The organism is Streptomyces smaragdinus (genome assembly GCF_009604385.1).
In the GTDB taxonomy this organism is placed as follows: domain Bacteria; phylum Actinomycetota; class Actinomycetes; order Streptomycetales; family Streptomycetaceae; genus Streptomyces; species Streptomyces smaragdinus.
In genome coordinates this window covers 268,816-291,639 of sequence record NZ_WEGJ01000004.1, presented here as the reverse complement: position 1 = coordinate 291,639, position 22,824 = coordinate 268,816, and the positions used below count along the sequence as shown (strand labels likewise).

The following is a 22,824-nucleotide window of genomic DNA, read 5'->3' as shown; positions in this document are numbered from 1 at the left end:
TACGTGCTTTTCCCCCCGGGCCGGACCGCCCGGGGGCCGTCCCGAGCTGACTGGATGCCCAGCACGTGCGTTTCCTCAACGATCTGCAGCCCTCGTACGACCTCACGTACGACGACGTCTTCATGGTGCCGCGCCGCTCCGCGGTGGGCTCCCGGCAGGACGTGGACCTCTCGTCCGCCGACGGCAGCGGGACGACGATTCCGCTGGTCGTCGCCAATATGACCGCCATCGCCGGCCGCCGGATGGCCGAGACCGTCGCCCGGCGCGGCGGGCTCACGGTCATCCCGCAGGACATCCCGATCGATGTCGTCGCCGAGGTGGTGTCCTGGGTCAAGCGGCGGCATCTGGTGCTGGACACCCCCATCGTGCTCCACCCGCACTCCACCGTCGCCGACGCCCTGTCGCTGCTGCCCAAGCGGGCCCACCGCGCGGGCGTCGTGGTCGACGGCGGACGGCCGCTGGGCATCGTCACCGAGAGCGACCTGACCGGGGTGGACCGCTTCACCCAGCTCTCCGAGATCATGTCCCGCGATCTGCTGCTGGTGGACGCGGACATCGATCCGCGCGAGGCGTTCAACCGGCTCGACGGCGCGCACCGGCGACTCGCGCCCGCGGTCGACGCCGACGGGATGCTGGTCGGCATCCTCTCCCGCAGGGGCGCCCTGCGGGCCACCCTTTACACCCCGGCCACCGACGCCGGCGGACACCTGCGGATCGCCGCGGCGGTCGGCATCAACGGCGACGTCGCCGCCCGGGCCGAGCAGCTCCTCGACGCCGGCGTCGACGTGCTCGTCGTGGACACCGCGCACGGCCACCAGGAGTCGATGCTCTCCGCGCTGAAGGCGGTACGCGCCCTGAACCCGCGGGTGCCCGTGGTCGCGGGCAACATCGTCGCCGCCGAGGGCGTACGGGACCTGGTCGAGGCCGGTGCCGACATCATCAAGGTCGGCGTGGGCCCCGGCGCGATGTGCACGACCCGGATGATGACCGGCGTCGGCCGCCCGCAGTTCTCCGCGGTGCTGGAATGCGCGGCGGAGGCCCGGAAGTTTGGCAAGCACGTGTGGGCCGACGGCGGGGTGCGCCATCCGCGCGACGTCGCGATGGCGCTGGCGGCGGGTGCGTCGAACGTCATGATCGGCTCGTGGTTCGCCGGGACGTACGAGTCGCCGGGCGACATGCAGCAGACGGCCGACGGGCGGCTCTACAAGGAGTCCTTCGGCATGGCCTCGGCGCGCGCCGTGCGCAACCGGACGTCGGAGGAGTCGGCGTACGACCGGGCCCGCAAGGCGCTCTTCGAGGAGGGCATCTCCACCTCGCGGATGTTCCTGGACCCGGCGCGGCCCGGGGTCGAGGACCTGATCGACTCGATCATCGCGGGGGTGCGCAGCTCCTGCACGTACGCCGGCGCGTCCACGCTCGAGGAGTTCCACGAGAAGGCCGTCGTCGGCATCCAGTCGGCCGCGGGCTACGCGGAGGGCAAGCCGCTGCACGCGTCGTGGCAGTAGACCGCGCCGAGCGTGGCGTGAAGCAATCCCCCGGCAGCACCGGTAATCGGCGCGGGAATCGCCCGCATCGGTGCTGCTGGGGCTGATGTGACGTCAGTTGTTCAGGGGGCGTAACGAACCGTCGACCGTTGGGCGACGATTGACCGGATCAGGCCAAGATCGGATGATGTGCCGCCTGTTTCCCCATAGCCTCACGGGCATGCGAACAGCACGAATTCTTGTGGGCGTGGCCGCCGTTGCCGCGCTGGCCACGGGGTGCAACCCGGAGCAGGCCGACACCGAGTCCACCGACAGCGCGAGCGCCCCGGCCACCCCGGCGGCCGGGGAGTCCGCGGCCGCGCCGGCCGAGGCACTGGCCGTACCCGTCACCGGTCCCCAGGACGGAGTGGCGAAGAGCACCTCCGACATGGCCGACCCGTCCGGGAAGCCCCCCTCCGGCGCCGACTTCGCCACCCAGATCAGGTACGCCCTGCGCACGGACGCCCTGCACAAGGCCCTGGTGGAGGCCGAGACCAGCGCCGACTGCCCGGACGGGATCACGCAGCAGGCCAACGCCGTCAGCAAGTGCACCGTCACCTACGGCGCGGCGAAGATCCCGTACACCGTCACCATCGGCGCGAACTACAAGGAGGGCAGCTTCATCACGCCCTACCGGGCGGAGCCGCAGGGCGTGCTTCTGATAGCCAAGCGGGTACAGAACGAGTTCTGGAACACCTTCGGCAAGACGGCCGACGAGCTGTCCTGCGACGAGATGCCCGAGGCGCAGACCGTCAAGGACGGGGACGAGACCGAATTCCACTGCCAGGCCAAGGGGCTGGGCGGCGACCCGTCCCAGGTCACCCTCTTCAAGGTCGTGGTCAAGACCTACGGTCCGTCGTTCGTCCGCCAGGACAGCTGACAGACGACGGACGCGGGGCCGGCGGCACACGGCCGCCGGCCCCCGGAAAACGCGTCAGCGCGGCAGTACGGCCTCCAGCGCCGCCACCAGCGCCGGGTCCTCCGGCTCGGTGCGCGGGCGGAAGCGGCCGACGACCTCGCCCGTCGGGGCGATCAGGAACTTCTCGAAGTTCCACTGGATGTCCCCGGCCTCCCCGTCCGCGTCCGGGACCGCCGTCAGCGTCTCGTACAGCGCATGCCGGCCCGGGCCGTTGACCTCCAGCTTCTCGAACATCGGGAAGGCCACGCCGTACGTCGCGGAGCAGAACGTCGCGATCTCCTCGGCCGTGCCCGGCTCCTGTCCGCCGAACTGGTTGCAGGGGAAGCCCGCCACCGTGAAGCCGCGCCCGGCGTACTTCTCCTGGAGCCGCTCCAGCCCCGCGTACTGCGGTGTCAGACCGCACTTCGACGCGACGTTGACCGCCAGCACCGCCGTGCCCCGGTAGTCGGCCAGCGACGCGGGCCCGCCGGCCAGGGTGTGCAGCTCAATGTCGTAGATGCCCATCTTCGGACGTCCTCCTCGAACCGTGTTCTACTTCCACGTATGAGACTCGACGATCTCGATGAGCGGATCGTACGCGCCCTCGCCGAGGACGCCCGGCGCTCCTACGCCGACATCGGCGCCGAGGTCGGTCTGTCGGCGCCCGCGGTGAAGCGGCGGGTGGACCGGTTGCGCGACTCCGGCGCCATCACCGGCTTCACGGTGCAGGTCGATCCGGCGGCGCTGGGCTGGTCCACGGAGGCGTTCGTGGAGATCTACTGCCGGGGCCGGACGTCCCCGGAGGACATCCACGACGCGCTGGTGCGCTTCCCGGAGGTGGCCTCCGCGTCCACGGTCACCGGTGAGGCCGACGCCGTGGTGCAGGTCTTCGCCTCCGACGTGCGGCACTTCGAGCGGGTGCTGGAGAAGATCGCGGGGGAGTCGTTCGTCGAGCGGACGAAGTCGGTGCTGGTGCTGTCCCCGCTGCTCAGGCGCTACAGCGCGGGCTCACCCACCTGAGCACGCAGCCCCGCGCAACGAATCGCCGCGGACGGCCGGAAAGACGCAACGGATCGAGGGTTGAAACGCAAGGGAGCGGCCTTGGCCGCCGCCCGGCGTCGGACGTACGGTCGATCACGTCCCCCCGACGCTCCACCTGCGAGGTTCCATGGCGCCCGTGCGCATCGCGCTCCACCAGAGCGCCGGCGCTGTCCCCCGCGACACCCGCGCGAACCTGCGCGCCCTCGACGCCACCGCCCGCACCGCGGCCGCGGGCGGCGCACGGCTGCTGCTCACCCCCGAGCTGTGGCTCACCGGCTACGCCCTGGGCGACGACGTCGCCGCCCGCGCCGAGACGGCGAACGGCCCCGGCGCCCGCGCCGTCGCCGCCATCGCCGCCGAACACGGCCTGGCCATCGCGTACGGCTACCCCGAGCGGGCCGGCGACGCGGTCTACAACTCCGTCCAGCTGATCGACCCGCACGGCCGCGCCCTCGCCGGCTACCGCAAGACCCACCTCTTCGGCGACTTCGAGACCGAGCACTTCACCCCGGGGGACACCCTCGTCGCGCAGACCGTCTTCGCGGGACTCCGGATCGGCCTGCTGATCTGCTACGACGTCGAGTTCCCGGAGACCGTCCGCGCCCACGCGCTGGCCGGCACCGAGCTGCTGCTGGCGCCCACCGCGCTGATGCGCCCGTACGAGATCGTCCCCAACACCCTGATCCCGGCGCGCGCCTGGGAGAACCAGCTCTACGTCGCCTACGCCAACCGCGCCGGCCCCGAGGGCGGCTTCCACTTCGCCGGACTCAGCTGCCTGGCCGCCCCCGACGGCACCGTACGCGCCCGCGCCGGCCTCGGCGACGACCTGATCCTCGCCGACGTCGATCCAGGACTGCTCGCCGCCTCCCGCGCGCAGAACCCGTACCTCGCCGACCGGCGCCCCGAGCTCTACCACCCCCGGGGCTGACACCCCCGCCCCTCGTCACCGTTCCCCCGCCGACCGCGGGGGCGCCACCCCTTGCGCAAGAGGAGAACCCGCCGATGACGTCCACGGTGCCCACGGCCGTCCACGCCACCGACGAACCGGCCGCGGAGACCCCGGCGCGGCCGGTCACGATGTTCGGTCCCGACTTCCCCTTCGCCTACGACGAGCACCTCGCCCACCCCGCCGGACTCGGCCGGATACCGGCCACCGAACACGGCACCGAGATCGCCGTCATCGGCGGCGGACTCTCCGGGATCGTGGCCGCGTACGAGCTGATGAAGATGGGCCTCAAGCCCGTCGTCTACGAGGCCGACAAGATCGGCGGACGGCTGCGCACGGTGGGCTTCGACGGGGTCGGTGACGGGCTGACCGCCGAGATGGGCGCGATGCGCTTCCCGCCGTCCTCCACGGCGCTGCAGCACTACATCGACCTGGCCGGCCTCGAGACCAGGCCCTTCCCCAACCCCCTCGCTCCCGACACCCCCTCCACCGTCGTGGACCTCAAGGGCGAGTCGCACTACGCCGAGACCATCGACGACCTCCCGCAGGTCTACCGCGACGTGGCCGCGGCGTGGAACGCCTGTCTGGAGGAGGGCGCCGACTTCTCCGACATGAACCAGGCCATCCGCGAGCGCGACGCCGGGCGCATCCGCGAGATCTGGGGCCGGCTCGTCGAGAAGTTCGACAACCAGACCTTCTACGGCTTCCTCTGTGACTCCGAGGCCTTCAAGTCCTTCCGGCACCGCGAGATCTTCGGCCAGGTCGGCTTCGGCAGCGGCGGCTGGGACACCGACTTCCCCAACTCCATCCTGGAGATCCTGCGCGTCGTCTACACCGAGGCCGACGACCACCACCGCGGCATCGTCGGCGGCAGCCAGCAACTGCCGCTGCGGCTGTGGGAACGCGCCCCCGGCAAGCTGGTGCACTGGGCGCCCGGCACCTCCCTCGCCACGCTGCACGCGGACGGCACGCCGCGTCCGGCGGTCACCCGGCTGCACCGCACCGCCGGCGACCGCATCACCGTGACGGACGCCACCGGCGCCGTCCGCACGTACCGGGCGGCCGTGTTCACCGCCCAGTCCTGGATGCTCCTGTCGAAGATCGACTGCGACGACGAGCTGCTCCCCATCGACCACTGGACGGCCGTCGAGCGCACCCACTACATGGAGTCGTCCAAGCTGTTCGTGCCCGTCGACCGGCCGTTCTGGCTGGACAAGGACGAGGAGACCGGGCGGGACGTGATGTCGATGACGCTCACCGACCGGATGACCCGCGGTACGTATCTGCTGGACGACGGGCCGGACCGGTCCGCGGTGATCTGCCTGTCGTACACCTGGTGCGACGACAGCCTGAAGTGGCTGCCGCTGTCCGCGGGGGAGCGGCTCGAGGTCATGCTGAAGTCGCTGCGGGAGATCTACCCCAAGGTCGACATCCGGCGGCACATCATCGGCGACCCGGTGACGGTGTCGTGGGAGAACGAGCCGTACTTCATGGGCGCGTTCAAGGCCAACCTGCCCGGCCACTACCGCTATCAGCGGCGGCTGTTCACGCACTTCATGCAGGACCGGCTGCCCGCCGGCAAGCGGGGGCTGTTCCTGGCCGGCGACGACATCTCGTGGACGGCGGGCTGGGCCGAGGGCGCCGTCCAGACCGCGCTCAACGCCGTCTGGGGCGTCATGCACCACCTCGGCGGCGGCACGGACCCGGCCAACCCCGGACCGGGCGACGTGTACGACGAGATCGCGCCGGTGGAGCTGCCGGAGGACTAGGGCCTGTGTGGAGTTCCCCGTCTGCGCCCCGGCGCCCGGCACTCCCCCAAGCTCTCGGCTTCGCTCGAGCAGGGGGTACCCCCATCTCGCCGCACGCCGTCCCAGGACAGGTGGCTCCGCCACATGACCTGGGACGGCGCACGCCGAGAGCACGCACCGAACGCCGCGCTCCGCGCGAACGACGGGGAACTCCACACAGGCCCTAACGGGGTACCAGCAGCGGGGTCAGCAGGCACCGGCTCACCAGGCCGGTGTTCTGGTCGAGCCGCCGCGCGAACTCCTCGTACACCCCGGGCAGTTCGCGCAGCGGCCACAGGGCCGCGACCGTCGCCCAGGCGCTCTCGCGGGCCCGGTCCAGGCTCCAGGCGCCGAGCAGATGCGTCAGCGGGTCCGTCACGTCCAGCAGCTCCGGGCCCGGCGTCAGCTCGTCGCGGATACGCTCCTCCAGCCGCTCCAGGACGGCGCACGCCCGCTCGAAGTCCCCGCGCGCCGCTTCCGGTTCGCGCTCCCGGGCGGCGCAGTCCGCGATCACCGCCAGCGGCAGGTCGTGGCCGACGTGGGCGTTGAGCCCGGCCAGCGCGAACTGCGGCGCACGCACGCCGCCGTGCCGGCGGGCCTCCAGCAGCGGCCGCCAGCAGGCCGGCGGACGGCGGCCGGCCGCGGCGTCCCCGACCGCCCCCAGCCAGCGCTCCGCGGCCGCCCCCAGCAGCGCCGGATACGCCCCGCCCGCCTCCTGGACGACCCGCAGATACACGCCGTTGAACACCCCGGCGCCGTCCCCCGGCGGCAGCGCGTCGCCGATCCCGCGCAACCGCGCCGCCACCGACGCGGCGAGCTCCCCTGACGTCATGACCGCCACGATGACAGCCGGCGCGGCCCCGGGTCATCACCCCTGGGCGTGAATACGCGGGGCCGGGAATGGATCCGGGGCGAGCCGTGTTCTGACCGGATGCGAGCACACGTGATCCGGCGTGATACTTCCCACACCGGGGATTCGTCCCCCTCGGGCCGTGGCAGACTGGATCCGTACCAGTGACAACGCAAGCGCACTCCGGGGTCGGTGCAATTCCGAACCGGCGGTTACAGTCCGCGACCCGTCCGCCGCCAGCGGCCGGTTGACCAGGTGAAATTCCTGGACCGACGGTTAAAGTCCGGATGGGAGGCAGTGCGCGGCGGGATGCACGGGTGCGCCGCGCGCCGGCCCGTCGGGCCGTGCCCCGGTCGCTTCCCGGCGTTCTGCTTCACCGTCGGTTTCCCGACAGCCCCGGAGTCCTTGCCCGAAGCGGCAGGAGGACCCGGTGGCCCCCATCAGCGAGAGCGCGATCCGCCAGGCGATGGCCCGCGCGATTTCCCTCGCCGCCGAAGGCCTCGGCCACACCAGCCCCAACCCCGTCGTCGGCTGCGTCGTCCTCGACGCCGCCGGACAGGTCGCCGGTGAGGGCCACCACCGCCGCGCGGGCGGACCGCACGCCGAGATCCACGCCCTCGGGGCGGCCGGCGCCCGGGCCCGCGGCGGCACCGCGATCGTCACCCTCGAGCCCTGCAACCACACCGGCCGCACCGGCCCCTGCGCCCGGGCGCTGATCGACGCCGGGATCGCCCGCGTCGTGTACGCCGTCGCCGACCCGAACCCCGTCGCCGGCGGCGGCGCCCACACCCTCGCCGCCGCCGGGGTTGCCGTCGAGGGCGGGGTGCTCGCCGAAGAGGCCGCCGCCGGCAACCGGGCCTGGCTCACCGCCGTCGCCGCACACCGCCCGTACGTCCGGTGGAAGTACGCCGCGACCCTGGACGGACGCAGCGCCGCCGCCGACGGCACCAGCCGCTGGATCACCTCCGCCGAGTCCCGCGCCGACGTCCACCGCCTGCGCGCCGAGGCCGACGCCGTGGTCGCGGGCGCCGGCACCGCCCGCGCCGACGACCCCCAGCTCGCCGTACGCGGCGTCGACGGCCCCGTCACGCAGCCGCTGCGGGTGGTCGTAGACACCAACGCCACCGCGGTCAAGCCCGGCGCCCGGGTGCTGGACGACACCGCCCCCACGCTGATCGCCGTCGCGCCGGACGCCGACGCCGGGCACCTGCCCGCCGTACTGCGCCTGCCCCGCGCCGCCCACGGACCCGGACTGGACCTCACCGCCCTGCTCGCCGAGCTCTACGAGCGGGGTGTGCGCTCCGTACTGCTGGAGGGCGGGCCCACCCTCGCCGGGGCGTTCCTCGCCGCAGGCCTCGTCGACGAGGTCGTCGGCTATCTCGCCCCCGCCCTCCTCGGCGCCGGCCCCGCCGCCCTCGCCGGCGCCGGCGTCGCCACCATCGGCGACGCCGTCCGCCTGGACCTCACCGACGTCACCCGCCTCGGCCCCGATCTGCGGATCACGGCCGTCCCCCTGACCCCCGTCACCACCGCCCCTGAGGAGAACTGACGTGTTCACCGGCATCGTCGAAGAACTGGGCGAGGTCGTCGCCGTAGCGGACCTCGGCGACTCCTCCCGCTTCACCCTCCGCGGCCCCGTCGTCACCGACGGCGCCGGCCACGGCGACTCCATCGCGGTCAACGGCGTCTGCCTGACGGTCGTCGACACCGAGGCCGACTGGTTCACCGCCGACGTCATGGCGGAGACCCTGAAGCGCTCCAGCCTCGGCGACCTCGCGCCCGGCGCCCGCGTCAACCTCGAGCGCCCCACGCAGCTCGGCGGCCGGCTCGGCGGCCATCTGGTGCAGGGCCACGTCGACGCCACCGGCACGGTCGTCTCCCGGGAGCCCTCCGACAACTGGACGGTCGTCACCGTCTCGCTGCCCCCGGAGCTCGCCCGCTATGTGGTGGAGAAGGGCTCCATCACCGTCGACGGCGTCAGCCTCACCGTCGTCGGCGCCGACGACGACCACTTCACCGTCAGCCTCATCCCCACCACCCTCGACCTGACCACCCTCGGCTTCAAACAGCCCGGGGACCGGGTCAACCTGGAGATCGACGTGATCGCCAAGTACGTCGAGCGGATGCTCGGCGCGACCGGCACCGCCGCGGCGCCCGCCCGGGACGCCCGATGAGTGCCCTGGACTGGCTGGACACCACGGCCGTCACCCTCTTCGACCAGAAGATCATCTGGTCGGACCTGCTGGGCAACGTCCTGGGCCTGGGCGCCCTGGCCTTCGGCTGGCGCCGCTCGGTCCTCGCCTGGCCCGCCCAGCTGCTCTCCGGTCTGATCCTGGTCACCGCCTACTGGCACGCCAACCTCACCGGCGGCGTCGGCAAGCAGGTCCTGGTGGTCGCCGTCGCCGTGTGGGGCTGGCTGCAGTGGCAGCGCGGCCGCCGCGAGTCCGGCGAGGTCAGGGTCCGCTTCGCGACCTGGACCGAACGCGCCTGGCTGGTGGGCGCCGCCGCGGCCGGGACGCTCGCCGTCGGCCTGCTCTTCAAGGCGTACCCGAGCCTGTCGTGGAACGCCTGGCCCGACGCCTACATATTCGTCGGCAGCGTCGTCGCCATGGTGGCGATGGCGCGCGGACTGGTGGAGTTCTGGTTCGCCTGGCTGGCCGTGGACGTCGTCGGCGTCCCCCTGGCCTTCGACAGCGGACTGGCCTTCTCCGCCGTCGTCTACATCGTGTACGGCGCGCTCGTCCTCCTGGGCCTTCGGGCCTGGTGGATCGAGAGCCGACCCGCCCGCCCCGCCCCGGGCGGCGCAGCTCTGGAAGGAGCCACCGCATGAGCACCGCCGTGCAGTACGAGCACGACCTGACCCTCGACACCATCGAGCGCGCGATCGCGGAGATCGCCGCCGGCCGGGCCGTCGTCGTGGTCGACGACGAGAACCGGGAGAACGAGGGCGACCTGATCGCCGCCGCCGAGCTGATCACGCCCGAGATCGTGGCGTTCATGATGCGCGAGTGCTCCGGCATGATCTGCGCCCCCATGGACGGCGCCGTCCTGGACCGGCTGGCCCTGCCGCAGATGGTGGCCGACAACACCGAGTCGATGCGCACCGCCTTCACCGTCACCGTCGACGCCGCGCCCCGGCACGGCGTGACCACCGGCATCTCCGCGAGCGACCGGGCGACCACGCTGGGCCTGCTCGCCGACCCCACCGCCGAGCCCGGCGACTTCGTGCGACCCGGACACATCTTCCCGCTGCGCGCCCGCGAGGGCGGCGTGCTCACCCGCCCCGGCCACACCGAGGCCGGCGTGGACCTGGCCCGGCTCGCCGGCCTGGCGCCCGCCGCCGCCATCGTGGAGATCGCCGGCGAGAAGGGCGAGATGCTGCGGCTCCCGGAGCTCGTCGCGTTCGCCCGCCGCAACGACCTGGCGATCATCAGCATCGCCGACCTCATCGACTACCGCCGGGCCGCGGAGACCGTCCCCGTCCCGGCCGCCCCGGCCCCGGCCCAGACCCCCGCGCCGGCCGAGCCCGCCGTGCGGCGCGAGGCCGTGACCCGGCTGCCCACCGCCCACGGCGACTTCCGCGCCTACGGCTACCGCGCCGCCGACGGCGTCGAGCACATCGCGCTCGTCGCCGGCGACGTCGAGGGCGGCGAGGACGTCCTGGTCCGGATGCACTCCGAGTGCCTCACCGGCGACGTCTTCGGCTCCCTGCGCTGCGACTGCGGCCCCCAGCTGCGCGAATCGCTGCGCCAGGTCGCCGAGGCCGGCCGGGGCGTGGTGATCTACCTCCGCGGCCACGAGGGCCGGGGCATCGGGCTGCTGTCCAAGCTCCGCGCCTACGAACTGCAGGAGCGCGGCCGCGACACCCTGGACGCCAATCTGGAGCTGGGCCTGCCCGCCGACTCCCGCGACTACGCGGCCGGCACCGCGATGCTCGCGGACCTCGGCGTGCGCGGCGTGCGGCTCATGACCAACAACCCGCAGAAGGCCGAGGCCCTGCAGCGCGGCGGCATCACGGTCGTCTCCCGCGAGCGGGTGCCCGTGGGCGTCGGCGAGCACAACCTGCGCTACCTGCGCACCAAGCGGGACCGGATGGGTCATGATCTTCCGTGGCTGGACGCGGAGCCGCTGTCGGCCTGCGGCAACCAGTGACCCCGTAACCACCGAGACAACCGAACGACCAGCGCGAACCGAGGAGAGCCGTGAGCGGCAAGGGTGCCCCCGAACTGACCGTGAAGAACTGCCAGGACCTGCGGGTCGCCGTGATCGCCGCCCAGTGGCACGAGCAGGTGATGGACGGCCTGGTCAACGGCGCGCTGCGGGCGCTCGGCGATCTGGGCATCGACGAGCCGACCCTGCTGCGCGTGCCCGGCAGCTTCGAGCTGCCGGTGGTCGCCAAGGTCCTCGCCGGCCGCGGCTACGACGCCGTGGTGGCCCTGGGCGTCGTCATCCGGGGCGGCACCCCGCACTTTGAGTACGTGTGCCAGGGCGTGACCAACGGCCTCACCCAGGTCTCGGTGGAGACCGGCGTTCCCGTGGGGTTCGGCGTACTGACCTGCGACACCGAGGAACAGGCCCTGGCCCGCGCGGGACTCGAGGGCTCCACGGAGGACAAGGGACACGAGGCCGTGACCGCCGCCGTGGCCACCGCGACCGTCCTGCGTTCAGTATCCGAACCATGGCGATGAGCACACCCCCGTACCCCGTAAGCTGACCCCACCATGGCCAACAAGACGTTCGAGGAGCTCTTCGCGGAGCTCGAGAAGAAGGCCGCCTCCGGCGACCCGGCGACCTCCCGCACCGCCCAGCTGGTGGCGCAGGGAGTGCACTCCATCGGCAAGAAGGTCGTCGAGGAGGCGGCCGAGGTGTGGATGGCGGCCGAGCACGAGGGCACCGACCGCACGGCCGAGGAGATCTCCCAGCTCCTCTACCACCTGCAGGTGATGATGGTCGCCCGGGGCATCACCCTGGACGACGTCTACGCCCATCTCTGACCGGCGCCGTACCTCCGCCCCGCAGACCGCAAGCCCCGCATCCAGAAGAAGAGAAGGAAGCCGCCACCATGCTGCGCATCGCCGTCCCGAACAAGGGTGCTCTCTCCGAGCCTGCGTCGGCGATGCTCCATGAGGCCGGCTACCGCCAGCGCAAGGACCGGCGCGAGCTGGTCCTCGTCGACTCCGAGAACGAGGTGGAGTTCTTCTTCCTGCGCCCGCGGGACATCGCGGTCTACGTCGGCTCCGGCAAGCTCGACATCGGCATCACCGGCCGGGACCTGCTGCTCGACTCCGGCGCGAACGCCGAGGAGATCATGCAGCTCGGCTTCGGCGGCTCCACGTTCCGCTACGCCACCCGGCCCGGGACGGCCTCCGACGTCAAGGAGTTCGGCGGGATGACGGTGGCCACCTCGTTCTCGGGGCTGGTCTCCCGGCATCTCGCCGAGCACGGCGTCGAGGCCTCCGTCGTCCACCTCGACGGGGCCGTCGAGACCGCGATCCAGCTGGGCGTCGCCCAGGTCATCGCCGACGTGGTGGAGACCGGCACGACGCTCCGCCAGGCCGGCCTGGAGATCATCAGCGAGCCGATCCTGACCTCCGAGGCCGTCGTCATCCGGCGCCGCGAGGCCGACACCGGCGAGCCGAAGGTCGCGCAGTTCCTGCGCCGCATGCAGGGCGTCCTGGTGGCCCGCCGGTACGTGATGATGGACTACGACATCCGCGCCGAGCAGCTGGAGAAGGCCGTCGCCCTCACCCCGGGCCTCGAGTCCCCGACGATCTCCCCGCTGCACCACGAGGGCTGGGTCGCCGTACGCTCCATGGTCCCGGCCGTGAGCGCGCAGAAGATCATGGACCAGCTGTACGACCTCGGCGCCCGGGCGATCCTCACCACGAACATCCACGCCTGCCGGCTCTGACCCCCGAGACCCCGCACCGCGAGAAACGATGGACACCGAACCGCCCGCCCTCCCCGTCACCTTCCGGCCGTCGCGCACCCGGGCCGTCCTGCTCACCGCGGGAACGGCCTGCTGCCTGATGATCAGCGGGGTCAGCTTCCTGCTGCCGCTGGCGCCGGGGCAGCGGGCGAGCTTCGTCTTCACCGGACTGCTGATCCTGGGCGTCCTGGCGCTCCTCAGCCGCCCGCACGTCTCGGCCGACGAGGACGGCGTCACGGTGACCAACCTCACCCGCCGCCGCCGGCTCGCCTGGGCGGAGATCCTCGGCGTCCATCTGCGCACCGGTGACCCGTGGGTCACGCTCGATCTGGCGGACGGCACCAGCATGGCCGCGATGGGCATTCAGCCCGGCATCGCGCGGGAGGCGGCCCTGCGCGACGCCCGCGCCCTGCACGCCCTCGTCGCGTCCCGGGGGAGCGGCCGGGCGGACGGCTGAGGCACCCGGACGCACGGTCCGGGGGCACGCCCCTGCCCGTTGTGCCGTTTCCTTGATTACCCTGTAGTGCGACGGCGTCCCCACACGCCGAGGCACCTGTTGTCACCTGCGACCCGGGGAGTGACTCCGCAAGCCGATGGACGGTTCGTCCGGTAGTACCAGCGCCGCCCCGCATCCCGGGGCGGCGACATGATCACATCGTTGCTGCTGCTCGCGGCGGCCTTCGCCCTCATTCTGGCGAACGGGTTCTTCGTGGCGGCCGAATTCGGGCTGGTCACCGTGGAGCGGCCGCAGGCCGAACGCGCGGCCGCCGAGGGCGACAAGCGCGCCCGTACGGTCGTCGAGGCCCTGCACGAGCTCTCGTTCCAGCTCTCCGGCACCCAGCTGGGCATCACGATCACCTCGCTGGTGGTCGGCATGCTGGCCGAGCCCGCGATGGCCGGTCTGCTGCACGGCCCGCTGACGGCGCTGGCCCTGCCCGCCGGCGCGGTGCCGGGGGTCGCCGTCGTGCTGGGCGTGCTGATCGCCTCGGCCGTGCAGATGGTCGTCGGCGAGCTCGTCCCGAAGAACTGGGCGGTCTCCCGGCCGCTGCAGGTCGCGCGGTTCGTGGCCGGCCCGCAGCACGCCTTCGCCCGCTTCTTCCGCCCGCTGATCGCCCTGCTGAACGACGTCGCCAACCGCGTCGTACGGCTGCTCGGCGTGGAGCCCGCGGACGAGCTCGCGTCCGCCCGTACGCCCGCCGAGCTCGTCTCGCTCGCCCGGCACTCGGCGCTCGCCGGGGCCATCGAGGCCGACACCGCGGACCTGTTCGTCCGCACGCTGGCGCTCGCCGACCTCACCGCGCAGCACGTGATGACCCCGCGGGTGCGGGTCAGCGCGCTGCAGACGGACGCCACGGCCGCGGACGTGCTGAACCTGACCCGGGCGACCGGGCTCTCGCGCTTCCCCGTCTACCGGGAGCGGCTGGACGAGGTCGTCGGGATGGTGCATCTGAAGGACGCCCTCGGCGTTCCCGCGCACGACCGGCTGCGCGTCCCCGTCGCCCGGTTCGCGCAGCCGGCGCTGCTGGTGCCGGAGACCCTGCCCGTCCAGCCGCTGCTCGAGCGGCTGCGCAGCGAACAGCCGATAGCCGTGGTGGTCGACGAGTACGGCGGCACGGCGGGCGTCGTCACGCTCGAGGACATCGTCGAGGAGCTCGTCGGCGAGGTCCGCGACGAGCACGACCGCCCGGCCGACGGCGTGCCCGACCTGCGCCCGGTGCCCGGGGGCGACGACGGCGCGAGCGCCTGGGACGCCGACGGCGGCTGCCGGCTCGACCTGCTGGCCGCAATCGGTCTGGTCGTCCCCGACGGCCCGTACGAGACGGTCGCGGGTCTGGTCGCCGGTCTGCTGGGCAGAATCCCCGTGCCGGGCGACTCCACGGCCGTGCCCGGCGCGCCCGGCTGGCGGCTGTCGGTACGGCGGGTGGGACATCACCGCGCGGAACTCGTCCGTATCGTCCGTACCAAGGGCGCCGTGGTCACCACCGGAGGGCCCCTCCCATGAGTCTGCTCCAGCTGCTCTTCGCGCTGCTCCTGGTGCTCGCCAACGGGTTCTTCGTCGGCGCCGAGTTCGCGCTCGTCTCGGTGCGCCGCAGCCAGATCGAACCGCGCGCCGCCGCCGGCTCCGCCCGGGCCCGGCGGGTGCTGCACGGACTGGAACACCTCCCCGAGATGATGGCCGCCGCGCAGTTCGGCATCACCGTCTGCTCGCTGACGCTGGGCGCCGTCGCCGAACCGACCGTCGCCCGGCTGCTGGAGCCCGTCTTCGAGGCGGTGCGGCTGCCGCACGGGCTGATCCATCCGCTGAGTTTCCTCATCGCGCTGATCGCCGTCGTCTGCCTGCATCTGGTGATCGGCGAGATGGTGCCGAAGAACCTGGCGATGGCCGCCCCCGAGAAGACCGCGCTGTGGTTCTCGCCGGGCCTGGTCGCCTTCGCCCGCGTCACCCGGCCGGTGACCGCGTTCCTCGCGGCCTGCGCCAAGCTGCTGCTGCGGCTGGTCAAGGTGGAGGCCCGCGACGAGGTCGAGGCCGTGTACACCAGCGAGCAGCTCACCGACCTGGTCGACGACTCCCGGCAGGCGGGCCTGCTCGACGAGGAGGAGCAGGAGCGGCTGGAGGACGCCCTCGAGCTCGGCAGCCGCCCGGTGACGGACGTCGCCCTCGATCCGTCGTCGCTGGTCACGGTCCCGCCGTCGGTCACGCCCCGCGAGCTCGAGGAGCTGACGGTGCGCACCGGGTACTCGCGCTTCCCCGTCGTCGGGGAGGGCGGCGTCTTCATGGGCTATCTGCACGTCAAGGACGTGCTGGACGTGGAGGACCAGGAGGGTCCGGTGCCGCAGCGGATATGGCGTCCGATGACCGTGCTGGCCGCCGAGCTGCCGCTGGACGACGCGCTCACCTCGATGCGCCGCTCCGGGACCCATCTGGCCGCCGTGGCGGGGCCCGGGGGCCGGGTGTGCGGGCTGGTGGCGCTGGAGGACGTGCTGGAGATGCTCGTGGGCGAGGTCAAGGACCCCGCGCACCGTACGGCGCCGCGGCCGCGGGTGCCCGCCGCCGGGAGCGGGGAGGGCGCGCCGCAGCCGGTGCGGGCGGGGTTGTGATTCCCTGACGGGGGCGGCCGGCGTCCCCTACGATCGCCGGCATGCCTCTCGAGATCCGGCCCGCGGGCCGCGCCCAGGTGACGGGGCTGGCCCAGACGCTGGCGCGGGCCTTCGCGGACGATCCGGTCTGGTCGTACGTCTTCCCCGACCCGGACGCCCGCCTCGCCCGGATCCTGCCGCGCGTCTTCTCCGCCCAGCTGCGCTACTTCCATCTGCGCCACGGTGCCTGCGACTACACGGCGGACGACGGCGGGCGGACCGTCGCCGGCGCGCTGTGGAATCCGCCCGGTACGTGGCGGACGTCGCTGCGGGACGACCTGGTGTCCCTGCCGGCCGCGGTGCGTGCGGCGGGGCGGCGGCTGGCGGTGGGCTTCTCCGTCGTACGCGCGATGGAGAAGGTGCATCCGGCCGAGCCGCACTGGTATCTGGCGCTCATCGGCACCGACCCCGGCGTACGGGGGAGCGGGCACGGGGCGGCGCTGCTGGCCTCACGGCTGGCGGCGGTGGACGCGGCGGGGCTGCCGGCGTACCTGGAGTCCAGCAACCCGGTGAACGTGCCGTACTACGAGGGCTTCGGCTTCCGGGTGACGGGCGAGATACGGCCGGGGCGCGGGGCGCCGGTGCTGCACACCATGTGGCGTCCGGCGGGGGGCCGGGGCTAGGGCCTGTCCGGAGTTCCCCGTCGTTCGCGCGGAGCGCGGCGTCGCGGCGTTCGGTGCGTGCTCTCGGCGTGCGGTGGACCAGGTCATGTGGCGGAGCCACCTGTCCTGGTCCACCGCACGCCGAGAGTGCGTGCCGGGCGTCGGGGCGCAGACGGGGAACTCCGGACAGGCCCTAGAGCGGCTCGTCGTCCGGTCCGCGGCCGGAGAGGATCTCCCCGTACGCCTGCATCAGGTCCGCGAGCCGCAGCGTCGACAGATCCTCCCGGGTGGGCACCACCGCGTACCCCGACAGCCGCAGGTCCCGGTACGCGCAGGTCTTCTCGTACAGCGTGCGCAGGAACCGGCCGTTGCCCAGCTCGTCGATCCAGCCCTGGTCCACCACATGGCCGCAGATGCTGCGCAGCTCCTCCACCGACTCCTCGTCCCACACGTCGCCGTGCTGCGAGGCGAGGGTCTCGCCGATCGCCGTGAGCTCCAGCGGCCGGTACGAGGGGAAGTCGACGCGGGTGGTGAACCGCGAGCCCAGTCCGGGGTTGGCGGCCAGCAGCCGGTCCATGCCCTCCGGATAGCCGGCCAGGATGACGACCAGGCGGTCGCGGTTGTCCTCCGCGCGCTTGAGCAGCACCTGCAGCGCCTCGTCGCCGTACGCGTCGCCCTTGCTGTATCCCACGCCGGCCAGGCTGTACGCCTCGTCGATGAAGAGCACCCCGCCGAGCGCGGAGTCGATCAGCTCGTTGGCCTTCACCGCGGTCTGGCCCAGGAACTCGCCCACCAGATCCGCCCGTCCGGCCTCCACCAGCCGGTCGCTGCCCAGCAGCCCCAGCGCGTAGAAGACCCGGCCCAGGATGCGGGCCACGGTGGTCTTGCCCGTCCCCGAGGGGCCGGAGAAGACGAAGTGCCGCTTCGGCGGCTGTACGGGCAGTCCCTGACCGACCCGCAGCCGCGCCATGTTGAGCTGCGCCGACAGCGCCCGCACCTGGCGCTTCACCGGCTCCAGACCCACCATCGCGTCCAGCTCCGCCAGCGCCCGCGCCAGCAGCGCCGGATCCGTCGGACCGGGCGGCAGCGCCGGCTCCGGTCCGCGCGGGCCGAAGCGTCCGCGCTCGCGCACCGCGTCGCCGTCCACGGGGGCCGCCGTGCCCAGGTCGGGGTCGTCGTCGAGGGCGAGGAGCGCGTCGGGGCCGTCGCCGGACTCCGGCCCGCCCTCGGCGTCCCGGCCCAGCACCGCGTCCAGCGCGGGCGAGGCGGCGGTCAGTCCCGCGACGGCGTCGATGCCGTCGCCCTCGGCGATCGCGGTGATCCGCGAGGCGGTGTCCATGAACGTGGGGTCGACGCGGTGCACCGCCCGGTACAGCGGCAGCGCGGCCGGGCTGCGGCCGGTGCCCTCCAGCGCCCGGGCCAGCCAGTAGCGCAGCTCCTTGCGCTGCGGCTGCTCGCTGCGGCAGCGCATCAGCGCCCGCGAGAGCAGCGGCGCGGCCTGGCCGAACATCTCCAGCCGCACCCGCGCCATGCCGGCGAACAGGCTGGCCTCGATGCCCAGCTGGGGGTCGTCGAGCAGCGGGCCCGTGTGCCGGACGAGCTGCTCCCAGTCCTTCACCAGATACGCGCGGCAGGCGTGCAGGAACCGCACCTGCGGGTCGGTGTCCACCGGCGGGCACTCGGCCAGCGCCCGGTCCAGGTCGGCGACATGGCGGCCGTCCAGCCAGTGCGAGGCGTGCGCCAGCAGCAGGTCGCGGTCGGAGTCGAGGACCGGCTGCACCCACCAGCCCAGCCAGTACCAGGAGTTCAGCGGCCGGCCGTGACGCTCGCGCTGCTCGCCGAAGCGGTCGCGGTGGCGGAACATCCGCAGCAGGGAGGCCGTGGTGTCGGCGCGCAGCGCGTGCAGCCCCAGCCAGGCGTCGGCCATCGCGGGATCGAGGCGCACCGCGGTGCGGAACTCCTCCTCGGCGCGGCTGTAGGCCCCCATGGTGTAGGCGTCGACCGCACGCAGCCAGGCGAGATCCGCCGGGGCGTGCGAGTCCTCTGTGCCGCGATCCATCACGTCCCCACCAACCGTTCCCCCGAGGATTGCCGTGCGGCCGATCAACGTGCCGTGTACGAAGGGGAGTTACTGAGATGCCGACCCCTGCATGGTACCTGGGTACGGGCCGGGTCCAAGGCCCCGTGCACGGCCCGCGACGACCCCGGCCGCGGTCACTGTGAGTGATGTCCGGGCGGGGCGGGCAAGACGAAGCCCCCGGTCACGGGGGAACAACCGGGGGCTTCGCGCTTCGTGGTGCCGGTCGTCGACGACCCGCACATTGAGAACGTAAGACCTGTACGGCTCCCGGGTCAAGCCGACTTGGCGGACTCCCGGCGGCCGGTTCGCTACTGACCTACCGGTCAGTCTCTGACTGTTCACTCCCCGTGACGAGAAAGCGATTTCCGGCCGTCCCGGCAGGTCCCGGACGTACCTCGTACCCCGATTTCCCCAGAAGAATCAGCGAGTCGGCGAACGGGCGCGACGGATCGGCCGCGAAGTGGCGTCGCTCACCGCGGGTCCAGTCCGCCCAGAAACCGGCCAGCTCCGGCCCGTCCCGGCGCAGTCCGCGCGCCCAGGACACCTCGGGCGGCACCTCCAGCCACAGCAGCCGCGCCAACACGGGCCGTAGCGCCCGCCGCCCGGCGCCGACCCCCTCGACGATCACCACCGGGGCCGCCGGCACCGGGCGCGTCCCGGTGAACTCGCGCCGCCGCCAGTCGTATACCTCGTACGCCGCGTCGCGCCCCGCCGACAGCGGCTCCAGTACCTGGGCGCGCAGCCGCTCGGGCCAGCCGAAGTACGCGTCGTGCGTAGCCAGGTCGTCGAGGTGGACGACCGGGGCGCCGCCCAGCGCCGCGGCCAGCCGGGCGGCGAACGTGCTCTTGCCGGAGCCGGCGTGGCCGTCCACGCCCACCAGCCGTACGGGGCCGCAGGACGGGGGGAGGGCGCGCAGCTCGGCGGCGAGCGTTTCGATCGGGTTCATCCTGGTCAGCGTACGACGCGCCCCGGCCCGCACCACTGGTCCACGCCAATAGTCACCGCCCGGGGCCCCTGCCGAAACGCGCGCCGAAGGTGAATAGTTGCGTCACCCCCCGCCGTCCCCGCTGACTGGAGTGTCCGCATGACCCACGCCGCCTCCCGGCGCACCGTGCTCACCGCCGCCGCCCTGGCCGCCGCCGGCGCGACCGCCGCCCCGGCCCTCGTATCCGCGGCGAACGCCGCGTCCGCCCCGGCCACCGCGTCCGGCGCCACCCCGGCCGCCGGCGCGCACACCGCCGCGGTCCAGGGCCCGCACGCCGACTACCGCGGCTGGTCCACCGCCGCCGACTGGAGCGCCGGCGCCGCCGAGGGCGCGGCGCCCGCCGGCGGCGACCGCCCCGGCATCGCGATCGGCACGCCCGCCGGCCGCACCGACTACACCGACCCGCACACCGGCACCACCACCGCGTACGACTACGCCGTCTGGACCTCCCCGGCGCACACCCCGGCCGCGCCGGCCACCGAGGCCGTCGCCTCGTGGAACGCCGCCACGCCCGCCGGCACCTGGATCCAGGTCGAGCTGGGCGGCACGTACAACGACGGCACGGACACCGGGTGGTTCGTGATGGGCCGCTGGGCCGCCGGCGACACGGACTTCCGGCGCACCAGCGTGGACGGCCAGGGCGACGGCCGCTCGAGCATCTGGACGGACACCTTCGCCGTCGACGACGCCTCGACCGGGCTGCGCCTCGCCTCGTACCGGCTGCGCGTCACCCTCTACCGCGCGGCCGGCACCGGCGCCACGCCCACCGTGTGGCGGGTCGGCGCGATGGCCTCGGACGTACCGGACCGCTTCGAGGTCCCCGCCACCACCGGGTCCGTCGCCCGCGAACTGACGGTGCCCCGGTACTCCCAGACCATCCACCAGGGCGACTACAAGGAGTACGACGGCGGCGGCGAGGCCTGGTGCAGCCCCACCTCGACCGAGATGATCGTCGAGTACTGGGGCCGCCGCCCCACCGCGGACGACCTGGCCTGGGTCGATCTGCAGCGCAAGAAGAGGCACCAGGACCCCCAGGTCGACCACGCGGCCCGCTTCACCTACGACAGCCAGTACGAGGGCTGCGGCAACTGGCCCTTCAACACCGCCTACGCCGCCACGTACAGCGCCATGAACGGCGTCGTCACCCGCCTCGGCAGTCTCACCGACGCCGAGACCCTGATCGCCGCGGGCATCCCCCTCATCACCTCCCAGTCCTTCACCGAGGCGGAGCTGACGGGCGCCGGCTACGGCACGTCCGGCCATCTGATGACCGTCATCGGCTTCACCGCCGAGGGCGACGTCATAGCCAACGACCCCGCGAACTCGCCCACGGACAGCGCCGTGCGCAAGGTCTACCGGCGGCGCGAGTTCGAGAACATCTGGCTGCGCACCAAGCGCTACACCGACAAGGGAAGCGTCGCCTCCGGCACCGGCGGCGTCTGCTACGTCCTGTGGGGCTCGGAGATCACCGACGCCCAGCGCGCCGCGCTGGCGTCCGTCGGCATCGTCTGAACCCCGGACCGAGGGCCCCTCCCGGCGGGTGCGCCGGGAGGGGCCCGTCCGTGGCGTGATGCGGGCCACGCGCCGGTGACGACACGCCTCCGATCGGGCATACTCCTTGCGTCCCACGCCGATTCGCCGAGCCATCCGTGATCCGGAGGACGAGCATCGGCAGGGACAGCACCCATCCGGCGGCACGGCCCTCATCCCGGTCCGGCCGCCCACCGACGCGCCCGAACAGGGAGGAGAGCGCCGCCATGTCCGACCACGGTCCCCAGCCGGTCGTACGCCAGATGCCCACCGAGGAGGCCCGGGAGCTGCTGGGTCTGGTCCGCGAGCTGATCAGGCGTGAGATCGAGCCCGAGGCCGCCGCCGGGGAAGAGGCGGGCCGCTTCCCGCGGGACCTGTTCCGGCTGCTCTCCGAGTCCGGTCTGCTGGGTCTGCCCTACGACGGGGAGTTCGGCGGGGGCGGCCAGCCGTACGAGGTCTATCTGCAGATCCTCGAGGAGCTCGCCGCCGCCCGGCTCACCGTCGGCCTCGGCGTCTCCGTGCACTCGCTGTCCTGCCACGCGCTCGCCGAGTTCGGCACCAAGGAGCAGCGGGCCGAGCACCTCCCGGCGATGCTCGGCGGCGGACTGCTCGGCGCGTACTGCCTCTCCGAGCCCGCCTCCGGCTCCGACGCCGCCGCGATGACGACCCGGGCCGTGCGCGACGGCGACGACTGGGTGATCAACGGCACCAAGGCCTGGATCACGCACGGCGGTGTCGCCGACTTCTACACCGTGCTCGCCCGCACCGGCGCGGCGGGCGCCCGGGGCATCAGCGCCTTCCTCGTGCCCGCGGACACCCCCGGGCTCTCGGCCTCGGCGCCGGAGCGCAAGATGGGCATGAAGGGCTCGCCGACCGCCCAGATCCACTTCGACGACGCGCGGGTGCCCGACGCGCGGCGTCTGGGCGAGGAGGGGCAGGGCTTCCCGATCGCCCTGGCCGCGCTGGACGGCGGACGGCTGGGGATCGCCGCGTGCGCGATCGGCGTCGCCCAGGCTGCGCTCGACGAGGCGCTGGCCTTCACCGCCGGGCGGCGGCAGTTCGGCCGGCCGCTGGCGGACTTCCAGGGGCTGCGGTTCATGCTCGCCGACATGGCCACCGGCATCGAGGCGGGACGCGCGCTGTACCTGTCGGCGGCGCGGCTGCGGGACGCGGGGCTGCCGTACTCCCGCCAGGCGGCGATGGCCAAGCTGTTCTGCACCGATACGGCGATGCGGGTCACCACGGACGCGGTGCAGCTCATGGGCGGATACGGCTACACGGGGGACTTTCCGGCGGAGCGGTTCATGCGCGAGGCCAAGGTGCTGCAGATCGTCGAGGGGACGAACCAGATCCAGCGGGTGGTCATCGCCCGGCATCTGGCGGGGCCCGAGTCGAAGGGCTGAGCCGTCGCGGGGCGGTTCGTCCGAGTGGATCGCCCCGGCCGCGCCATCGGCTGACCGGAGATAACGTGACAATTCTCCAGTAATGCCATGAGAGGTGGCGTCGTTGCCGCAC

22 protein-coding genes and 1 riboswitch are annotated in these 22,824 nt (G+C 73.1%); of the genes, 18 read left to right on the top strand and 4 right to left on the bottom strand.

Annotation, left to right across the window (positions count from 1 at the left end; translation table 11 throughout):
* Window positions 1–65 precede the first annotated feature (65 nt).
* Entirely contained in the window at window positions 66–1,505 is a 1,440-nt protein-coding gene (locus SRB5_RS09985; protein WP_323377427.1) for a GuaB1 family IMP dehydrogenase-related protein, read from the top strand.
* A gap of 199 nt (window positions 1,506–1,704) precedes the next feature.
* A complete protein-coding gene (locus SRB5_RS09980) occupies window positions 1,705–2,403 on the top strand; it encodes a hypothetical protein (RefSeq protein ID WP_153451123.1) in 699 nt (232 codons plus the stop codon).
* Window positions 2,404–2,457: 54 nt separating this feature from the next.
* Here SRB5_RS09980 and SRB5_RS09975 read toward each other — a convergent pair whose 3' ends face one another.
* Complete coding sequence (locus SRB5_RS09975) at window positions 2,458–2,946, bottom strand: glutathione peroxidase (protein WP_153451122.1); 489 nt, start codon at window positions 2,944–2,946, stop codon at window positions 2,458–2,460.
* Between the two features lie 39 nt (window positions 2,947–2,985).
* Here SRB5_RS09975 and SRB5_RS09970 point away from each other — a divergent pair, with 39 nt between their 5' ends.
* The 3 genes from SRB5_RS09970 to SRB5_RS09960 all read left to right on the top strand — a co-directional run bounded on the left by SRB5_RS09970 (window position 2,986) and on the right by SRB5_RS09960 (window position 6,177).
* Window positions 2,986–3,441, top strand: coding sequence for an Lrp/AsnC family transcriptional regulator (locus tag SRB5_RS09970; protein ID WP_153451121.1), 456 nt, complete (start codon window positions 2,986–2,988; stop codon window positions 3,439–3,441).
* Between the two features lie 148 nt (window positions 3,442–3,589).
* Window positions 3,590–4,390, top strand: coding sequence for a carbon-nitrogen hydrolase family protein (locus SRB5_RS09965; RefSeq protein ID WP_153451120.1), 801 nt, complete (start codon window positions 3,590–3,592; stop codon window positions 4,388–4,390).
* Between the two features lie 74 nt (window positions 4,391–4,464).
* On the top strand, window positions 4,465–6,177 hold the full coding sequence (locus SRB5_RS09960) for a flavin monoamine oxidase family protein (RefSeq protein ID WP_153451119.1): 1,713 nt from the start codon (window positions 4,465–4,467) through the stop codon (window positions 6,175–6,177).
* A 202-nt stretch (window positions 6,178–6,379) separates the two neighbouring features.
* Here the strand turns inward: SRB5_RS09960 and SRB5_RS09955 are convergent, their stop codons facing one another.
* A complete protein-coding gene (locus SRB5_RS09955) occupies window positions 6,380–7,027 on the bottom strand; it encodes a DUF5995 family protein (protein WP_153451118.1) in 648 nt (215 codons plus the stop codon).
* 192 nt (window positions 7,028–7,219) lie between these two features.
* Window positions 7,220–7,350, top strand: a riboswitch (FMN riboswitch).
* A 161-nt stretch (window positions 7,351–7,511) separates the two neighbouring features.
* Between SRB5_RS09955 and ribD the strand changes: the two genes are divergently transcribed.
* From ribD to SRB5_RS09900, 11 genes are all read left to right on the top strand, one after another.
* Window positions 7,512–8,594: a bifunctional diaminohydroxyphosphoribosylaminopyrimidine deaminase/5-amino-6-(5-phosphoribosylamino)uracil reductase RibD gene (gene ribD / locus SRB5_RS09950; RefSeq protein ID WP_153451259.1), complete on the top strand. Its 1,083-nt coding sequence runs from the start codon at window positions 7,512–7,514 to the stop codon at window positions 8,592–8,594.
* Between the two features lies 1 nt (window position 8,595).
* Window positions 8,596–9,219 (top strand): riboflavin synthase, encoded by a 624-nt coding sequence (locus tag SRB5_RS09945; protein ID WP_323377425.1) that lies wholly within the window; start codon window positions 8,596–8,598, stop codon window positions 9,217–9,219.
* Window positions 9,216–9,875 (top strand): nicotinamide mononucleotide transporter family protein, encoded by a 660-nt coding sequence (locus tag SRB5_RS09940; protein WP_153451116.1) that lies wholly within the window; start codon window positions 9,216–9,218, stop codon window positions 9,873–9,875. Before SRB5_RS09945 ends, SRB5_RS09940 begins: the two co-directional genes overlap by 4 nt.
* A complete protein-coding gene (locus SRB5_RS09935; RefSeq protein WP_153451115.1) occupies window positions 9,872–11,197 on the top strand; it encodes a bifunctional 3,4-dihydroxy-2-butanone-4-phosphate synthase/GTP cyclohydrolase II in 1,326 nt (441 codons plus the stop codon). The genes SRB5_RS09940 and SRB5_RS09935 overlap by 4 nt, the downstream gene beginning before the upstream one ends.
* A 50-nt stretch (window positions 11,198–11,247) precedes the next feature.
* Window positions 11,248–11,733 (top strand): 6,7-dimethyl-8-ribityllumazine synthase, encoded by a 486-nt coding sequence (gene ribH, locus SRB5_RS09930; protein WP_323377423.1) that lies wholly within the window; start codon window positions 11,248–11,250, stop codon window positions 11,731–11,733.
* Between the two features lie 33 nt (window positions 11,734–11,766).
* Window positions 11,767–12,039 carry a phosphoribosyl-ATP diphosphatase gene (locus SRB5_RS09925; RefSeq protein WP_153451114.1) on the top strand — a complete coding sequence of 91 codons (273 nt, stop codon included), beginning with the start codon at window positions 11,767–11,769 and terminating at the stop codon, window positions 12,037–12,039.
* Between the two features lie 68 nt (window positions 12,040–12,107).
* A complete protein-coding gene (gene hisG, locus SRB5_RS09920; protein ID WP_153451113.1) occupies window positions 12,108–12,956 on the top strand; it encodes an ATP phosphoribosyltransferase in 849 nt (282 codons plus the stop codon).
* A gap of 28 nt (window positions 12,957–12,984) precedes the next feature.
* Entirely contained in the window at window positions 12,985–13,431 is a 447-nt protein-coding gene (locus SRB5_RS09915; protein ID WP_153451112.1) for a PH domain-containing protein, read from the top strand.
* A gap of 189 nt (window positions 13,432–13,620) precedes the next feature.
* Window positions 13,621–14,976, top strand: a complete 1,356-nt coding sequence (locus SRB5_RS09910) for a hemolysin family protein (RefSeq protein WP_153451111.1) — start codon at window positions 13,621–13,623, stop codon at window positions 14,974–14,976.
* Window positions 14,973–16,073, top strand: coding sequence for a hemolysin family protein (locus SRB5_RS09905; protein WP_153451110.1), 1,101 nt, complete (start codon window positions 14,973–14,975; stop codon window positions 16,071–16,073). Before SRB5_RS09910 ends, SRB5_RS09905 begins: the two co-directional genes overlap by 4 nt.
* A 41-nt stretch (window positions 16,074–16,114) precedes the next feature.
* The gene (locus SRB5_RS09900; RefSeq protein ID WP_153451109.1) at window positions 16,115–16,735 is read left to right on the top strand and encodes a GNAT family N-acetyltransferase; all 621 of its coding nucleotides are present in this window, start codon (window positions 16,115–16,117) and stop codon (window positions 16,733–16,735) included.
* A gap of 172 nt (window positions 16,736–16,907) precedes the next feature.
* Here SRB5_RS09900 and SRB5_RS09895 read toward each other — a convergent pair whose 3' ends face one another.
* Entirely contained in the window at window positions 16,908–18,773 is a 1,866-nt protein-coding gene (locus tag SRB5_RS09895) for an AAA family ATPase (protein ID WP_153451108.1), read from the bottom strand.
* 337 nt (window positions 18,774–19,110) lie between these two features.
* On the bottom strand, window positions 19,111–19,740 hold the full coding sequence (locus SRB5_RS09890; protein WP_153451107.1) for a uridine kinase family protein: 630 nt from the start codon (window positions 19,738–19,740) through the stop codon (window positions 19,111–19,113).
* 138 nt (window positions 19,741–19,878) lie between these two features.
* Here SRB5_RS09890 and SRB5_RS09885 point away from each other — a divergent pair, with 138 nt between their 5' ends.
* Complete coding sequence (locus SRB5_RS09885; protein WP_153451106.1) at window positions 19,879–21,291, top strand: peptidase C39 family protein; 1,413 nt, start codon at window positions 19,879–19,881, stop codon at window positions 21,289–21,291.
* A 245-nt stretch (window positions 21,292–21,536) separates the two neighbouring features.
* Entirely contained in the window at window positions 21,537–22,712 is a 1,176-nt protein-coding gene (locus tag SRB5_RS09880; protein ID WP_153451105.1) for an acyl-CoA dehydrogenase family protein, read from the top strand.
* Window positions 22,713–22,824: the final 112 nt, after the last annotated feature.

Excerpts from the sequence above, each read along its gene's own strand:
- SRB5_RS09980 (WP_153451123.1), top strand. The coding sequence starts at position 1,705 with ATGCGAACAGCACGAATTCTTGTGGGCGTGGCCGCCGTTGCCGCGCTG.
- SRB5_RS09975 (WP_153451122.1), bottom strand. The coding sequence starts at position 2,946 with ATGGGCATCTACGACATTGAGCTGCACACCCTGGCCGGCGGGCCCGCG.
- SRB5_RS09970 (WP_153451121.1), top strand. The coding sequence starts at position 2,986 with ATGAGACTCGACGATCTCGATGAGCGGATCGTACGCGCCCTCGCCGAG.
- SRB5_RS09965 (WP_153451120.1), top strand. The coding sequence starts at position 3,590 with ATGGCGCCCGTGCGCATCGCGCTCCACCAGAGCGCCGGCGCTGTCCCC.
- SRB5_RS09960 (WP_153451119.1), top strand. The coding sequence starts at position 4,465 with ATGACGTCCACGGTGCCCACGGCCGTCCACGCCACCGACGAACCGGCC.
- SRB5_RS09955 (WP_153451118.1), bottom strand. The coding sequence starts at position 7,027 with ATGACGTCAGGGGAGCTCGCCGCGTCGGTGGCGGCGCGGTTGCGCGGG.
- ribD (WP_153451259.1), top strand. The coding sequence starts at position 7,512 with ATGGCCCGCGCGATTTCCCTCGCCGCCGAAGGCCTCGGCCACACCAGC.
- SRB5_RS09940 (WP_153451116.1), top strand. The coding sequence starts at position 9,216 with ATGAGTGCCCTGGACTGGCTGGACACCACGGCCGTCACCCTCTTCGAC.
- SRB5_RS09935 (WP_153451115.1), top strand. The coding sequence starts at position 9,872 with ATGAGCACCGCCGTGCAGTACGAGCACGACCTGACCCTCGACACCATC.
- SRB5_RS09925 (WP_153451114.1), top strand. The coding sequence starts at position 11,767 with ATGGCCAACAAGACGTTCGAGGAGCTCTTCGCGGAGCTCGAGAAGAAG.
- hisG (WP_153451113.1), top strand. The coding sequence starts at position 12,108 with ATGCTGCGCATCGCCGTCCCGAACAAGGGTGCTCTCTCCGAGCCTGCG.
- SRB5_RS09915 (WP_153451112.1), top strand. The coding sequence starts at position 12,985 with ATGGACACCGAACCGCCCGCCCTCCCCGTCACCTTCCGGCCGTCGCGC.
- SRB5_RS09910 (WP_153451111.1), top strand. The coding sequence starts at position 13,621 with ATGATCACATCGTTGCTGCTGCTCGCGGCGGCCTTCGCCCTCATTCTG.
- SRB5_RS09905 (WP_153451110.1), top strand. The coding sequence starts at position 14,973 with ATGAGTCTGCTCCAGCTGCTCTTCGCGCTGCTCCTGGTGCTCGCCAAC.
- SRB5_RS09900 (WP_153451109.1), top strand. The coding sequence starts at position 16,115 with ATGCCTCTCGAGATCCGGCCCGCGGGCCGCGCCCAGGTGACGGGGCTG.
- SRB5_RS09895 (WP_153451108.1), bottom strand. The coding sequence starts at position 18,773 with ATGGATCGCGGCACAGAGGACTCGCACGCCCCGGCGGATCTCGCCTGG.
- SRB5_RS09890 (WP_153451107.1), bottom strand. The coding sequence starts at position 19,740 with ATGAACCCGATCGAAACGCTCGCCGCCGAGCTGCGCGCCCTCCCCCCG.
- SRB5_RS09885 (WP_153451106.1), top strand. The coding sequence starts at position 19,879 with ATGACCCACGCCGCCTCCCGGCGCACCGTGCTCACCGCCGCCGCCCTG.
- SRB5_RS09880 (WP_153451105.1), top strand. The coding sequence starts at position 21,537 with ATGTCCGACCACGGTCCCCAGCCGGTCGTACGCCAGATGCCCACCGAG.